Genomic DNA, 13,557 nt, shown 5'->3' with positions numbered 1-13,557 from the left:
GGAAGACCGGCCCGGGCCGCGCAGCCGCCGGCTACTCCTCGAACGTCGCCGCCAGCGCCTCCGCCAGACCCGGCACGAGGTCGGATCCGGTGAGCACCTCCGTCGGGGAGTCCTTCTCGCGCAGGCGCAGGGCCGACTCGCGCGTGCCGTCGCGCAGGACCGCGACCGTCATACGGACCTCCTGGCGGTCCGGGTGCTCCGCGACCCACTTCGTCAGCGCGGCTTCGTCCAGACCCTGCGGAACCTGGGCCTCCGCGGACGGCGGCAGCATCAGGCGCTCCACGGCGAGCGCGCAGCCGGCCACCGCGTCGGGCCAGGCGATGGTGGCCAGGAACTCGTCGAGCGGCTTGCCCGTTGGAACTTCGTCCTGCTCGATGGGGGTGAGGCCGGGGTTCTCCGACGCGTCGTCCAGACCGAGCCGGTCCGCGAGCGAAGGCTGTTCGGCCCGGAGCCGGGCGGTGTCGACGAGTGCGAAGAGGCGGGCGGACTGGTCCCAGCCGAGGCCGGAGACGTACTCGTCGATCTCGAGTACGGCCCGGGTGAGCGGGCTCGCCGCCATGGGAGTGTTGGACATGGTCACAATCCTGCCTCGTTCCCGACCGGAATCGGGAACCGAGTAAACGGTGAGTAAGTTGCATAGGTGGGGGCCCGCGATCACGGGGGCCACGGACGGTCCGTGAAGACGCGGGCCTTACGAATCAACAGCGAACTTCGAGGTGCGCACCTTGGCTTTCCAGATGCCGGACCGCGGCGGAGGCCCGACAGGGCCGCGGATCAGAGTGGGCCGCCCGTCCCGGCGTGTCCGGACCCTGCTCATGACACTGGGCGTCCTGGCCGTCCTCGGCATGGTGTTCACCATGTTCGCGGGCTTTTGGACGGACTGGCTCTGGTACCGGTCGGTGAACTACTCGTCGGTCTTCACCACCACGCTGTGGACCAAGATCGGGCTCTTCTTCGTCTTCGGCCTGCTCATGGCCCTCGCGGTCGGAGTCAACATCTGGCTGGCGCACCGGCTGCGGCCGCCGCTGAGCGCCATGTCCATGGAGCAGCAGAACCTCGACCGCTACCGGATGGGCATCGCGCCCTACAAGAAGTGGCTGCTGCTCGGGATCACGGCCCTGGTGGGCCTGATCGCCGGAGCCTCCGCGTCCGGCCAGTGGCGGACGTGGCTGATGTGGGTCAACGGCGTGCCCTTCGGCCAGAAGGACCCCCAGTTCAAGCTGGACGTCTCCTTCTACGCCTTCGACCTGCCCTGGTACCGCTTCCTGCTCGGCTTCGGCTTCGCCGCCGCGATCCTGTCCGTGATCGCCGCCGCGCTCACGCACTACCTCTACGGCGGTCTGCGCGTCACCAGCCCCGGTGCCCGTGCCACGGCGGCGGCCACCGGGCACCTGTCGGTCCTCATCGGCGTCTTCGTGGCCCTGAAGGCGGTCGCGTACTGGCTCGACCGGTACGGACTCGCCGTGAAATCCAGCGACTTCAGGGCGACCGACAACTGGACGGGCCTGAGGTATGTCGACGCCAACGCCTACCTGCCGGCCAAGACGATCCTGTTCTGCATCGCCGTCATCTGCGCGCTGCTGTTCTTCGCCACCCTGTGGCGGCGCACCTGGCAGCTGCCCGTGATCGGCTTCGGCCTGATGGTGCTCTCCGCGATCCTCATCGGCGGCCTCTACCCGGCGATCGTGCAGAAGTTCCAGGTCCAGCCGAACGAGCAGGCCAAGGAAGCGCCGTACGTCGAGAAGAACCTCGAGGCGACGCGCAAGGCCTACGGCATCGACGGCACGAAGGTCACCGACTACTCGGGCACGAGCAAGACCGAGGACAAGACCACGCTCCGCGACGACGTCGGCTCCACGGCGAGCATCCGCATCATGGACCCGAACATCGTCTCGCCGACGTTCCAGCAGCTCCAGCAGATCAGGAACTACTACGCGTTCCCGAACAATCTGGACGTCGACCGCTACGCCAAGAACGGCAAGGACCAGGACACGGTCATTGGCCTGCGCGAGCTGAACCTGGCGGGCATCCCGAAGAAGAACTGGATCAACAACCACTTCCGTTACACCCACGGCTACGGAGTGGTCGCCGCCAAGGGCACCAGCGCCGACGCCCAGGGCCGGCCGGTCTTCACGGAGTCCGACCTGCCCTCCAAGGGCGACCTCGGCACGTACGAACAGCGGGTCTACTACGGCGAGAAGACCACCACGTACTCGATCGTCGGCGGTCCCCAGAAGGAGATCGACTACTCCGACGACAACGGCGAGAAGACCACCAGCTACAAGGGCGACAGCGGGGTCAACCTCTCCAACCCGGTCAACCGGGCCGCGTACGCGGTGGCGTTCGGCGAGCCGCAGATCCTGTACTCCGGTGCCATCGGCGACGGTTCGCGGATCCTGTACAACCGCACGCCCAAGGAGCGCGTCGAGGCGGTCGCCCCCTGGCTGACCATCGACGGCGACGCCTACCCGGCGGTGGTGAACGGCCGTATCGAGTGGATCGTCGACGCGTACACGACGACGAACGGATACCCGTACTCCTCGCGTACGACCCTCGGTGACACCACGGCCGACTCGCTGACCGCGACCAACGACAACCGCGCGGTGGTGGCCCAGCAGAACCAGGTCAACTACATCCGCAACTCGGTGAAGGCGACCGTCGACGCGTACACCGGCGAGGTCAAGCTCTACCAGTGGGACACCAAGGACCCGGTCCTGAAGACCTGGATGAAGGCCTTCCCGGACACGGTGAAGCCCAAGGGCGAGATCTCCAAGGACCTGATGGACCACCTGCGCTACCCGCAGGACCTGTTCAAGGTCCAGCGGGAGCTGCTCACGCGCTACCACGTGAAGGACGCCACGACGTTCCTCAGCGGCAGCGAGGTGTGGCAGGTGCCGGACGACCCGACGAACCGGTCGGGCAACGCGGTGCCGCCCTACTACCTGAGCATGAAGATGCCCGACCAGAAGGCCCAGTCGTTCTCGCTGACGACGACCTTCACACCCAACGGCCGGGACAACCTCAGTGCGTTCATGGCGGTCGACGCCGAGGCGGGCACCAGTGACTACGGCAAGATCAGAATCCTGAAACTGCCGACGAACACGACGGTCAACGGGCCCAAGCAGGTCCAGAGCCAGTTCAACTCCCAAGAAGAGATCGCCGAGTCCATCAGGCTCCTGAGAGGCGGCGACTCCGAAGTCGAGTACGGCAACCTGCTGACGGTGCCGCTCGACGGCGGACTGCTCTACGTGGAGCCGGTCTACGTACGCGGTGGGGGACTGAAGTACCCGCTGCTGCGCAAGGTGCTGGTCACCTACGGAGGCCAGACCGCCTTCGAGAACACGCTCGACGATGCCCTCAACAAGATCTTCGGAACGGACGGCGCGACGCCCGAGCCGCCGGACAAGGGCGATACGACGCCACCACCGGCGTCTGACAACCCGACGGTCCAACAGGCCCTGGAAGACGCCCAGAAGGCGTTCGACGCGGGGCAGGACGCCCTGAAGGACAACGACTGGGAGGCGTACGGCCGGGCGCAGAAGGATCTGGAGGACGCTCTGAAGCGGGCCGAGGACGCGCAGTCCGCGGCCGGCCGCCAAGGCGCCGGGGGCGGCGAGAGCAAGCCCAGCGCCAGTCCGAGCGCCAGTCCCAGCGGCAGCCCGAGCCCCAAGCCGAGCAGTTAGGGCCTGGCCTGGTCAAATGCCCACTCCGCGCCGTGATACGGTTGTGAACACAACGGCGCGGGGTGGAGCAGCTCGGTAGCTCGCTGGGCTCATAACCCAGAGGTCGCAGGTTCAAATCCTGTCCCCGCTACTGAAATCGCGAAGTCCGAGTGACGGAGCGACCACGAAGGCCCGGATTCCACAACGGAATCCGGGCCTTCGTGATGTGTGAACGCATGTGCTGACCCACACTACGGCCGCGCCACCGGGGGGAGTTGGGAGATCTGTGTTTGACTTGTCTCTCTGTGGGCATGTCGACAAAACGCTGTAGTGACCTCACTGGCTGCGGTATACCAGGTGTACCCAGGTTGCAGGTGGTGCGACGATGGACGTTATGGGGGACAAGGCAACTCTGTTCGAGACAGGGCGTTTTGTGCAGCCTTCCAGCCGGGAGGACACCGACACCCCGGACGAGACCGGGGAAATCGCCGACGAGGCGGCCGAGGAGCTGCGTCAGCGGCTCGCTGCCGAGGCCGGCGACGTCGAGGCGATGAGTGTCCTCGGGGCCATGCTGCTGCGCCGTGGCGATCTCGACGGTGCCGAACCCCATCTGCGTGCCGCCACCGCCGCGGGCGACCGGGCCGCCGCAAACAACCTCGGAGTCCTGCTCCACCAGCGTGGATACGCCGACGAGGCCGCCGGCTGGTGGCGGATCGCCGCCGTCGCCGGATCCGCGGCGGCCGCGCACGCCCTCGGACGGCACCACCGCGAGCGCGGCGACGAACCCGCCGCCGAGTACTGGCTGCGGCAGGCCGCGGAACAGGGGCACACTCTGGGCGCGTACGCCCTCGCCGACCTGCTGGAGCACCGCGGTGACGCCGGGGCCGAGACATGGATGCGGGCCGCCGCCGAGCGCGGGCACCGGGAGGCGGCGTACCGCCTGGCCCGAGCGCTGGACCGGAAGGCGGCGCGGGACACCGACGGCGACGACGGTGTCCACCTGCCGGACGAGGTCGAGCAGTGGTACCGGCAGGCCGCCGCGCGCGGCCACCGGCGGGCCGCCCTCCACCTCGGGACGATCCTGGAGAAGCGCGGCGAGCTCAAGGAGGCCGGACGCTGGTACCTGACGTCCGCCAAGGACGGCGAGGCGCGGGCAGCCTGCGCGCTCGGGTTCCTGCTGCGCGACGCGGGCGACACCGAGAACGCCGCGGTGTGGTGGCTGCGGGCCGCCCAGGACGGCGACGGCAACGCGGCGAACGCGCTGGGCGCGCTGCACGCCGAGCGGGGCGAGACCCAGACCGCCGAGCGCTGGTACCGGGCCGCGATGGACGCGGGCGACGTGAACGGTGCCTACAACCTGGGGCTGCTCTGCGCCGAGCAGGGCCGCACCGCGCAGGCCGAGCAGTGGTACCGGCGCGCGGCCTACGCCGGGCACCGGGAGGCGGCGAACGCGCTGGCGATCCTGCTGCTGCGGGCCGGGGACGAGACCGGCGCCGAGCCGTGGTTCTCCAAGGCCGCGGAGGCCGGGAGCGTGGACGCCGCCTTCAACCTGGGCATCCTGCACGCAGGCCGGGGCGAGGAGCAGGCCGCGCTGCGCTGGTACGAGCGTGCCGCGGCCGCCGGGCACACCGAGGCGGCGCTCCAGGTCGGCATGGCCCGGCTGCGGGACGGCGACGAGCAGGAGGCCGAGCGGCATCTGCGGTGTGCGGCCGGGGGCGGGAGCGCCGAGGCCGCGTACCGGCTGGCGACCGTGCTCGACGCGCGCCGGCCGCCGGAGCCCGCGCACGAGCTCGGGGAGCCGGTGCACCGGCGCAGCGAGTGCGAGGAGTGGTACGAGAGGGCGGCCTCGCAGGGGCACCGGCGGGCGCAGGTGCGGGTGGGCATGCTCGCCGCCGCCCGGGGGGACGTCGTCGAGGCGGCTCGGTGGTACCGGGAGGCGGCCGAGGCCGGGTCCCGCAACGGGGCGTTCAACCTCGGGCTGCTGCTGGCCCGGGAGGGGAGCGAGCCCGAGGCGGCGGTGTGGTGGACGCGGGCGGCTGACGCCGGGCACGGTCGGGCGGCGTTGCGGCTGGCCCTGGTCTACGCGCGTCGGGGGGAGCTGGCGGAGGGGCAGCGGTGGGCTGATCGGGCGGTGTCCCTGGGGCCGGAGTCTGTGGCGGAGCGGGCGGCCCGGTTGCGGGATGCGCTCAGGCAGGAGCTGTCGGCGTGACCCTGGGCTCACCTAAGCGATTTGCATCCGTCCTCCGCGGTGACGTAACGTTGCATTCACCGACGCGGGGTGGAGCAGCTCGGTAGCTCGCTGGGCTCATAACCCAGAGGTCGCAGGTTCAAATCCTGTCCCCGCTACTGAAGGCCGAGGGCCGGAATCCGCAAGGGTTCCGGCCCTCGGTGTGTCTATCGGCGGTGGCCCACCGCCTCCTCGTAGAGGGAGCGGGTCACCGTGCGGGACTCGGGGAGCGGATCGCCTTCCGCGACGCCCTGGGCGCGGTAGGCGGACTGGAGGCGGTCGGTCGTGCCGGTGCGGATTTCCCAGTCCATGCGGAGCGACGGTGTGGAGCGCAGGATTGCCTCGTCCGTCTTCAGGAGTTTCGCCAGATATGTGATGAAGGTCTCGTTCTTCTTGTAGTCGGCCGCGAAGTACGTGTTCACCGTGCGGATGTATGCCCGCAGCAGTGCCACCCCGGCGTCCACGTCGTCGTTCAGCAGGCCCGGGCCGTAGAGCATGCCGCCCAGGGGCTCGCCGGGTGGCTGGCCGCCCAGGAAGGCGTAGCCCGGTTCGCCGTCGACCCGGCGCCATACGGGGTCGAGCAGCCACGCGGAGTCGACGCCGCCGTTCTCCAGGGCCGTGAGGACGTCGGCCGAGCCCAGTTGCTGGTAGCGGATCCGGTCGAGGCCGCCGCCGTGCCGCTCCAGGGCCTGTTCCATGGGGTAGGCGATGACGGAGCCCTTGCCGATCATCGTGCCGAGTCTCCGGTCGGCCATCCGGACGGCGGTCGCCGTCTCGCCGTCCTTCAGCCTGACCCACAGGCCGCTCTTGGACTTCGGGCCGGGCGAGAAGTTCCCCGCGACCCAGCGGATGGCGAAGCCGCCGCGGATGCCGTTCAGGACGGCCGCCTCCGGCGCCGCCCAGAGCGCGTCGACCTCGCCCTTGGCCAGCAGGGGGAGTGCCTCGGGCGTCGGCAGCACCTTCAGCGTGACGTCCAGGCCCTCCTGGTCGAACTCGCCCTTGTCGAGTGCGACTCGCAGGGGCGCCACGTACTCGGCGCCGAGTGTGCCCGTCGCGATGGTCAGCTTGCGGGGCTCGGGGAGCCGCTGGGCAGGTGGGGAGCCCGGGCGGCAGCGAGCCGGGGTGCGGTCGGGGGCGAGGTCGACGGGGTCCGTCCAGGAGCCCGCGCCGCAGCCCTCGACCGAGCGCACGGTGCGCGTTGCGGCGTCCGCCTTCGGCGTCGCGCTCCCGGAGGACGGTGACGAGCAGGCCGCCGAGGCGAGCAGCGCGGTCGCGAGCAGGGCGAGACCGTACCTACGGCCCCTCGTAGGGCCGTGCGTACGTCCCCTCATGACTGCCCCCGTCCCCGGTCGCGCGGGGCCCACGGCGTGAGCAGCCGGCCGGCGAAGCGGACCAGCTCGGAGAAGAGCACGCCCAGGACGGCGACGCAGACGATGCCGACGAACATCACGTCGTTCCGGAAGAGGGCGCGGGAGTCGAAGATCAGATGGCCGAGGCCGTCGGTCGCGGCGATCTGTTCCGAGGCGACGATGACCAGGACCGCCACGCCCGCCGCGATCCGCGCGCCGACCAGGACGGCGGGCAGGGAGGCCGGGAGCAGGACGTGGCGGAACATCTGCCACGGGGAGGCGCCGAAGACCCGGCCGGCGTCGCGGTGGCCGTCGGGGACCGCCATGACCGCCGACATCGTGGAGATCCAGACGAAGAAGAAGACCGTGGCCGCCACCAGGGCCACCTGCGGGCCCTCGCCCAGGCCGAACATGTTCAGGAAGACCGGGAGCAGGGCCAGCTTCGGTACGACGTACAGGGCGTCCAGGAGCGGTTCGAGGGCGGCTCTGACCAGCGGCAGCGACCCCATCAGCAGGCCCAGGAGGTAGCCCGCAGCCGTGCCGACGGCGTAGCCGGCCAGGACCCGCCTGAGCGTCGCCCACACGTCCGGCCACAGCTCACCGGCCGCGGCCCGGTCCCAGCCGTCGGCGAGGATCGTGGCCGGCGCCGGGTAGACGCGGCCGTCGATCCAGCCCCGGACCGCCGCCAGCTGCCAGAGCAGCACCAGCAGGAGGGGTACGGCCGCCGCGAGGGACAGTTCCAGGGCGCGCCGGCGGCGGTGGGTGCGGACGGGGCGCAGTTCGCCCGGGCCCGGGCGGCGGACCAGGACCGAGGGCTTCGTCGTTGGGGTGAGCGTGGTCACGCGGGCACCGCCTCCTTGCGCAGCAGGTCCCACAGCTCGCTCTTCAGCGCGGTGAACTCGGGGGTGGCGCGGACGTCGCCGGTGCGCGGGCGTGGGAAGGGCGGGCGGTGCTCGGCGATGATCCGGCCCGGGCGGGCGGACATCACCAGGACGCGGTCGCCGAGGACGATCGCCTCCTCCAGGCTGTGGGTGATGAACAGGGTCGTCGTGTGCAGCGCCTGCGTGATCTCCAGCAGTTCGTCCTGGAGGATCGTGCGGAGCTGGGCGTCCAGGGCGGCGAACGGCTCGTCCATCAGCAGCAGTTCGGGCTCGACCGCCAGGGCGCGGGCGAGGGCGACGCGTTGCCGCATACCGCCGGAGAGGGCCGCCGGGTAGGCGTGCGCGAAGTCGGCGAGACCTGTGCGGGCCAGCCAGCCGGCGGCCCGGGCGTTCGCCTCCCGGCGTGGGACGCGCTGGATGTCGAGGCCGAAGCGGACGTTGGCCTGGACGGTCTTCCAGTCGTAGATGCCGTAGTCCTGGAAGATCATGGCCGCCGGGCGCGGGCTGGACGTGCGGATCTCCAGCGTGCCGGTGCTGGGCCGGAGCAGTCCGGCGGTGATGCGCAGCAGGGTGGACTTGCCGCAGCCCGAGGGGCCGACGAGGCAGACGAACTCGCCGGGCGCGACGGTCAGGTCGAGGGGGCCGAGGGCGCCGACCGCGCGAGGGCCCCGGCCGAAGGTGCGCGTCAGGTCGTGGGCGGTGACTTTCGGATACGGCTCTCCCACTTCGGTCTCCTCGCGGAGTGCGGAACGGACTGGTGGGTGCCGTTGACCATATGACGGACCGTCAGATACGGGAAGTCCGCGGACGGCGCGAAGCCCCGGCATCGTCGATGCCGGGGCTTCGCGAGAAGGCGGAGAGGCTAGGCGGCCGCGCAGTTCGGGCAGACGCCGCGGTACGTCACCTCGACGTCCGAGACCGTGAAGCCGAAGCGCTCCGAGTCGGGGAGGTCCGCCAGTGGGTTGCCGACGGGGTGCACGTCGCGGATCGCGCCGCACTGGGCGCAGACCAGGTGGTGGTGCGGCTGGTGGGCGTTCGGGTCGTACCGCTTGGCGCGCTGGTCCGTGGAGACCTCGAGCACCTCGCCGAGGGACACGAGCTCGCCGAGCGTGTTGTAGACGGTCGCCCGGGAGATCTCGGGCAGCTTGGCGACGGCCCGGGCGTGGACCTCGTCGGCCGTCAGATGGACGTGTTCGCCGTCGAGGACCTCGGCCACGACGCGCCGCTGCGCGGTCATCCGCCATCCGCGTCCGCGCAGCCGTTCCAGAAGGTCACTCATGGCTACCAGCCTAACAGCAAAAGAGACCAGGTTGCGAACAGGTGTGGAGTTAGAGGCTGGCTTGCTTTAGACACTGTCTACTTGCTTCGGCGTCGGGGACGGCCCTGGCCCCCATCGGGAGGCCCGGGCCGTTCGTGCTGTCAGGCGGGTACCTGCTGACGCGCCGGTGCCCAGCAGCGGATGATGTCGCGGACCGAGACGACGCCGGCGGGCTCGTCGCGGTCCAGCACGATGAGATGCCGGAAACCGCCGTGCGCCATGGCGGCGGCCGCCTCCTCCAGGGTCCAGGCCGGAGTGGCGAACACGACGTCGGTGGTGGTGTGGGCATGGGCGGGTTCCGTGTCCGGGTCCTGGCCCCGGCCCACGGAGATGAGGATGTCGCGTTCGGTGAGGATGCCGATGCCGCCGGCGTCGGGGTCGTGGACGATGGCCGCGCCGACCTTGCGGGTGGCCATCAGTGCGGCGGCCTGGCGGAGCGTGTGGGTCGGGCCGATGGTGAGGACGACGGTACTCATGGCGTCACGGACGAGCATGAAGGGGCCTCCTGGGGGTGTCCCCGCCGTTTGTTCATGTTTTCACAAGTTCACAAGCGGGTGGACTCTCAGGGTGACAGGTAAAGGGAGGGTCAACAAGGGGCGCGCTCGGTGACAGGGGGGCGCGTTGTGGTGGTGGTTGCTCAGTAGCGCTGGTTGAGATACCCCAGCAGCTCGTCGTGCAGCAGGCCGTTCGACGCGGCCGCGTTGCCGCTGTGCGGGCCCGGGCGGGAGTCGAGTCCGGTGAAGGTGCCGCCGGCCTCGGTGACGATGATCGCGTTGGCGGCCATGTCCCAGAGCGACAGCTCCGGCTCGGCGCACATGTCGACGGCGCCCTCGGCGACCAGCATGTAGGGCCAGAAGTCGCCGTACGCGCGCGTGCGCCACACCTCGCGGGTGAGGTCCAGGAAGCCGTCCAGGCGGCCCTGCTCCTCCCAGCCGCTGAGCGAGGAGTACGCGAAGGAGGCGTCGGCGAGCTTGCCGACGCGGGAGACCTGGAGGCGGGTCGCCTTCGTGAGGCTGCGGCCGGTGAACGCGCCGTAGCCCTTCGCGGCCCACCAGCGGCGGCCGAGGGCGGGGGCGGAGACGACGCCGACGACGGGCTGGAAGCCGCCCTCGCCGGCTTCCATCAGGGAGATGAGGGTGGCCCAGACGGGGACGCCGCGCACGTAGTTCTTGGTGCCGTCGATGGGGTCGATCACCCAGCGGCGGGGGCCGGTGCCCTCGACGCCGTACTCCTCGCCGAGGATCGCGTCCCGGGGGCGGGCGCGGGCGAGTTGGCCGCGGATGAGTTCTTCGGCGGCCTTGTCCGCTTCGCTCACCGGGGTCATGTCCGGTTTGGTCTCGACCTTGAGATCGAGGGCCTTGAACCGGTCCGTCGTCGCGGCGTCGGCGGCGTCGGCGAGGACGTGGGCGAGACGCAGGTCGTCGAGATAGTCGGGCATGTAACGAACCTATCTGCCGAGGTGGGGGTGGGGCTACAGGGGGTTTGTGGGTGTGGGTGGGGGTGTTGTGGGGGCTCGGGGTGCCTGTTCGAGGGGCGTCGGTGCGGCAGGGGCAGTTGGTGCCGAGGGGGCGTTGGTGCTGGGGGCGGGGCGTTGCGCAGCCCGGCGGTGCGGGGTGCCGTTGCGCCCACCCGTGCCGCCCCTAGCGGCACGACTGCCCGCAGCGGCGGTCGGTGGGGGTGTGCTGCGGAGTCTGGCGGTGCCGCCCCAGGGTCCGACTGCCCGCAGTGGCGGTCGGTGGGGGTGTGCTGCGGAGCCCGGCGGTGCCGCCCCAGGGCACGACTGCCCGCAGCGGCGGTCGGTGGTGGGGTGTTGCGCAGCCCGGTGTGACGGGGTGCTGCCTCGGTGGGACAGGTGCGCCCTGGCGGCACGGCTGTCCGCAGTGGCGGTCGGTCGTACCCGCGCAGGTCGGCTCAAAGGTGACCCCGCGTGCTCTCGTGAACCCTTGACAGGGGTGTGGGGCGCGTCAAATCTGGGCGCAGAGCCGCTCGCCCCAAGGGGAGGCGATGATGCCTGCAGCGCGGGAATCTCTACTGGACGCCGCTTACACGGCCCTGGTGCGCCGGCCGTGGTCCACCGTGCGGATGGTGGACGTGGCCGCGGCGGCGGGGGTGTCCCGGCAGACGCTGTACAACGAGTTCGGCAGCAAGGACGGGCTCGCCCGGGCGCTCGTGAGGCGAGAAGCGGACGGGTATCTCGCCGGGGTCGACCGCGCGCTCACCGGGCACAGCGACCCGCGTGAGCGGCTCACCGCCACCGCCGAGTGGACCACCTCGGCGGCCCGGGAGAACGCCCTCGTCCGTGCGATGCTCACCGGCTGCTGGAGCGAACGGCTGCCGTCCCCGGTGCTGTCGGCCGTGCGCTCCACCTCCGCCCTGCCGGCCCAGCGCCGCGCCGACGGCCCACTGCCCTCGCCCGGCGACTTCGTCGCCCTCGTCCGCGACCGTGCCGTCATCGCCCTGGCGGGGCCCGGCACTCCCGAGTCCGACACAGCCGACCTGGCCCGCTCCTGCGAACTCGCCGTCCGGCTCGCCCTGTCGTGCGTGGCCGCGCCCCCCGGCGAGGGCGGCGTCGCCGAGCTGGTCCGCAGCGCCCTTCAGCGGCGCACAGGATGACGGGACGTCAGTGCGTCGAACCCGACAGTTGAAGCCCGATCACGCCGATGACGACGAGGCTGATCGACACGATCTTCAGCGTCGACACCAGGTCGCCCAGGAACACCATGCCGTAGATCGCCGTGCCCGCCGCGCCGATACCGGTCCACACGGCATAGGCGGGACCCACGTCGAGTTTCTTCAGCGACAGGGTCAGCAGACCGAAGCTGCCGAGGGCGAAGACGCAGAACGCGACCGTCGGCCAGAGCCGGGTGAAACCGTGCGACAGCTTCAGGCACACGGCGAAGCCGGTCTCCAGCAACCCCGCCACTATGACCAGCAGCCACGCCATGAGTCGTTCCTCCCGTATCCCACGTTCAGCGACCGCTTAGTCGGTTTGAGCATGTTCGTCAGAGTCTCAAGCTTTTGGACGGCCTTGGCTTCTGGTCGGTCTTGCATCCGGCTTGGTGCGATTATGCACTTACCGTCCGCACGCCATGACAAACAACGCGGAGGTCAGTCGCCTTCCTTGCGCTCCCGCGCGGCCAGCAGCCGCCGCAGCGAATACAGCCGCGCCGGATCCGCGTGCCCTTCGGCCACCCACGCGTCCAGCGCGCAGTCGGGCTCGTCGTGGCTGCACGCGCGCGGGCAGCCCTCGGTGCCCGGCTCGAGGTCGGGGAAGGCGTGGATGACCCGGGACGGGTCGACGTGGTGCAGGCCGAAGGACCGCAGGCCCGGTGTGTCGATCACCCAGCCGTCGCTGCCCGACAGGGGCAGCGCCAGCGCCGAGGTGGTGGTGTGCCGTCCGCGGCCCGTCACCGCGTTCACATGCCCGGTCGTACGGCGCTGCTCCTGCGGCACGAGCGAGTTGACCAGCGTCGTCTTGCCGACACCGGAGTGGCCGACGAACGCGGTGATCTTGCCGTCGAGCTGCTCCCGCACGCGGGCGACGGCGGTGCCGGCCTGGAGTTCCTCGCGGCTGGTGACGACGTAGGGGATGTCGAGGTGGCCGTACAGCTCCAGCAGCTTGTCGGGCGGGGCGAGGTCCGACTTGGTCAGCACCAGCAGCGGGTCCAGGCCGCCGGCGTAGGCCGCGACCAGGCAGCGGTCGATCAGCCGCGGGCGGGGTTCCGGGTCGGCCAGGGCGGTGACGATGGCCAGCTGGTCGGCGTTGGCGACGACCACGCGCTCGTACGGGTCGTCGTCGTCCGCCGTGCGACGCAGGACCGAGGTCCGCTCCTCGATGCGGACGATCCTCGCGAGCGTGTCCTTCCTGCCGGACAGGTCGCCGACGAGCGCCACGCGGTCGCCGACCACCGCCGCCTTGCGGCCCAGCTCCCGGGCCTTCATCGCCATGACCACACGGTCGTCGACGAGGCAGGTCAGGCGGCCCCGGTCGACGGTGAGGACGAGGCCCTCGGCGGCGTCCTCGTGCTTGGGCCGGATGTTCGTCCGGGGCCGGGTGTTCCGGCGGCCCGGACGGGTGCGGATGTCGTCCTCGTCGGTGTGCTTGCCGTAGCGGCGCATG

Annotated in this window: 12 protein-coding genes and 2 tRNA genes; 5 read left to right on the top strand and 9 right to left on the bottom strand. The window is 70.8% G+C overall.

Annotated features, from left to right (window positions below; all coding sequences use genetic code 11):
- Positions 1–31 precede the first annotated feature (31 nt).
- A complete protein-coding gene (locus tag ACFZDA_RS32325) occupies positions 32–574 on the bottom strand; it encodes a PPA1309 family protein (protein WP_306963829.1) in 543 nt (180 codons plus the stop codon).
- Between the two features lie 163 nt (positions 575–737).
- Here ACFZDA_RS32325 and ACFZDA_RS32320 point away from each other — a divergent pair, with 163 nt between their 5' ends.
- The 4 genes from ACFZDA_RS32320 (at position 738) to ACFZDA_RS32305 (ending at position 6,008) form a co-directional block, all read left to right on the top strand.
- On the top strand, positions 738–3,683 hold the full coding sequence (locus ACFZDA_RS32320; protein ID WP_391088658.1) for a UPF0182 family protein: 2,946 nt from the start codon (positions 738–740) through the stop codon (positions 3,681–3,683).
- 56 nt (positions 3,684–3,739) lie between these two features.
- A tRNA-Met gene (locus ACFZDA_RS32315) sits at positions 3,740–3,813 on the top strand.
- Between the two features lie 234 nt (positions 3,814–4,047).
- Positions 4,048–5,871, top strand: a complete 1,824-nt coding sequence (locus ACFZDA_RS32310; protein WP_391088540.1) for a tetratricopeptide repeat protein — start codon at positions 4,048–4,050, stop codon at positions 5,869–5,871.
- 63 nt (positions 5,872–5,934) lie between these two features.
- Positions 5,935–6,008 (top strand) — tRNA-Met (locus tag ACFZDA_RS32305).
- Between the two features lie 48 nt (positions 6,009–6,056).
- Here the strand turns inward: ACFZDA_RS32305 and ACFZDA_RS32300 are convergent.
- The 6 genes from ACFZDA_RS32300 to hisN all read right to left on the bottom strand — a co-directional run bounded on the left by ACFZDA_RS32300 (position 6,057) and on the right by hisN (position 10,875).
- Entirely contained in the window at positions 6,057–7,220 is a 1,164-nt protein-coding gene (locus ACFZDA_RS32300) for an ABC transporter substrate-binding protein (RefSeq protein ID WP_391088538.1), read from the bottom strand.
- On the bottom strand, positions 7,217–8,080 hold the full coding sequence (locus tag ACFZDA_RS32295; protein WP_391088537.1) for an ABC transporter permease subunit: 864 nt from the start codon (positions 8,078–8,080) through the stop codon (positions 7,217–7,219). The genes ACFZDA_RS32300 and ACFZDA_RS32295 overlap by 4 nt, the downstream gene beginning before the upstream one ends.
- On the bottom strand, positions 8,077–8,844 hold the full coding sequence (locus ACFZDA_RS32290) for an ATP-binding cassette domain-containing protein (protein WP_391088536.1): 768 nt from the start codon (positions 8,842–8,844) through the stop codon (positions 8,077–8,079). The genes ACFZDA_RS32295 and ACFZDA_RS32290 overlap by 4 nt, the downstream gene beginning before the upstream one ends.
- Before the next feature lie 137 nt (positions 8,845–8,981).
- Positions 8,982–9,398, bottom strand: a complete 417-nt coding sequence (locus ACFZDA_RS32285; protein WP_010047623.1) for a Fur family transcriptional regulator — start codon at positions 9,396–9,398, stop codon at positions 8,982–8,984.
- 140 nt (positions 9,399–9,538) lie between these two features.
- Complete coding sequence (locus tag ACFZDA_RS32280; RefSeq protein WP_391088535.1) at positions 9,539–9,931, bottom strand: CBS domain-containing protein; 393 nt, start codon at positions 9,929–9,931, stop codon at positions 9,539–9,541.
- 143 nt (positions 9,932–10,074) lie between these two features.
- On the bottom strand, positions 10,075–10,875 hold the full coding sequence (hisN, locus tag ACFZDA_RS32275) for a histidinol-phosphatase (protein WP_086565609.1): 801 nt from the start codon (positions 10,873–10,875) through the stop codon (positions 10,075–10,077).
- A gap of 566 nt (positions 10,876–11,441) precedes the next feature.
- Here hisN and ACFZDA_RS32270 point away from each other — a divergent pair.
- Positions 11,442–12,050, top strand: a complete 609-nt coding sequence (locus ACFZDA_RS32270; RefSeq protein WP_391088534.1) for a TetR family transcriptional regulator — start codon at positions 11,442–11,444, stop codon at positions 12,048–12,050.
- A gap of 7 nt (positions 12,051–12,057) precedes the next feature.
- Here ACFZDA_RS32270 and ACFZDA_RS32265 read toward each other — a convergent pair whose 3' ends face one another.
- Both ACFZDA_RS32265 and rsgA read right to left on the bottom strand, forming a co-directional pair.
- Positions 12,058–12,381 carry an SMR family transporter gene (locus ACFZDA_RS32265; RefSeq protein ID WP_391088533.1) on the bottom strand — a complete coding sequence of 108 codons (324 nt, stop codon included), beginning with the start codon at positions 12,379–12,381 and terminating at the stop codon, positions 12,058–12,060.
- A 164-nt stretch (positions 12,382–12,545) separates the two neighbouring features.
- Positions 12,546–13,556 carry a ribosome small subunit-dependent GTPase A gene (rsgA, locus tag ACFZDA_RS32260; protein ID WP_391088531.1) on the bottom strand — a complete coding sequence of 337 codons (1,011 nt, stop codon included), beginning with the start codon at positions 13,554–13,556 and terminating at the stop codon, positions 12,546–12,548.
- Position 13,557 lies beyond the last annotated feature (1 nt).

Source organism: Streptomyces sp. NPDC007991, assembly GCF_042958445.1.
GTDB lineage: Bacteria > Actinomycetota > Actinomycetes > Streptomycetales > Streptomycetaceae > Streptomyces.
Note: the sequence above shows the minus strand (reverse complement) of the source record. Positions and strands in the feature narration are given on the sequence as shown.

Bases quoted from the DNA above. Each gene is read 5' to 3' on its own strand.
- ACFZDA_RS32325 (WP_306963829.1), bottom strand. From the start codon at position 574: ATGTCCAACACTCCCATGGCGGCGAGCCCGCTCACCCGGGCCGTACTC.
- ACFZDA_RS32320 (WP_391088658.1), top strand. From the start codon at position 738: ATGCCGGACCGCGGCGGAGGCCCGACAGGGCCGCGGATCAGAGTGGGC.
- ACFZDA_RS32310 (WP_391088540.1), top strand. From the start codon at position 4,048: ATGGACGTTATGGGGGACAAGGCAACTCTGTTCGAGACAGGGCGTTTT.
- ACFZDA_RS32300 (WP_391088538.1), bottom strand. From the start codon at position 7,220: ATGAGGGGACGTACGCACGGCCCTACGAGGGGCCGTAGGTACGGTCTC.
- ACFZDA_RS32285 (WP_010047623.1), bottom strand. From the start codon at position 9,398: ATGAGTGACCTTCTGGAACGGCTGCGCGGACGCGGATGGCGGATGACC.
- ACFZDA_RS32280 (WP_391088535.1), bottom strand. From the start codon at position 9,931: ATGCTCGTCCGTGACGCCATGAGTACCGTCGTCCTCACCATCGGCCCG.
- hisN (WP_086565609.1), bottom strand. From the start codon at position 10,875: ATGCCCGACTATCTCGACGACCTGCGTCTCGCCCACGTCCTCGCCGAC.
- ACFZDA_RS32270 (WP_391088534.1), top strand. From the start codon at position 11,442: ATGATGCCTGCAGCGCGGGAATCTCTACTGGACGCCGCTTACACGGCC.
- ACFZDA_RS32265 (WP_391088533.1), bottom strand. From the start codon at position 12,381: ATGGCGTGGCTGCTGGTCATAGTGGCGGGGTTGCTGGAGACCGGCTTC.
- rsgA (WP_391088531.1), bottom strand. From the start codon at position 13,556: ATGCGCCGCTACGGCAAGCACACCGACGAGGACGACATCCGCACCCGT.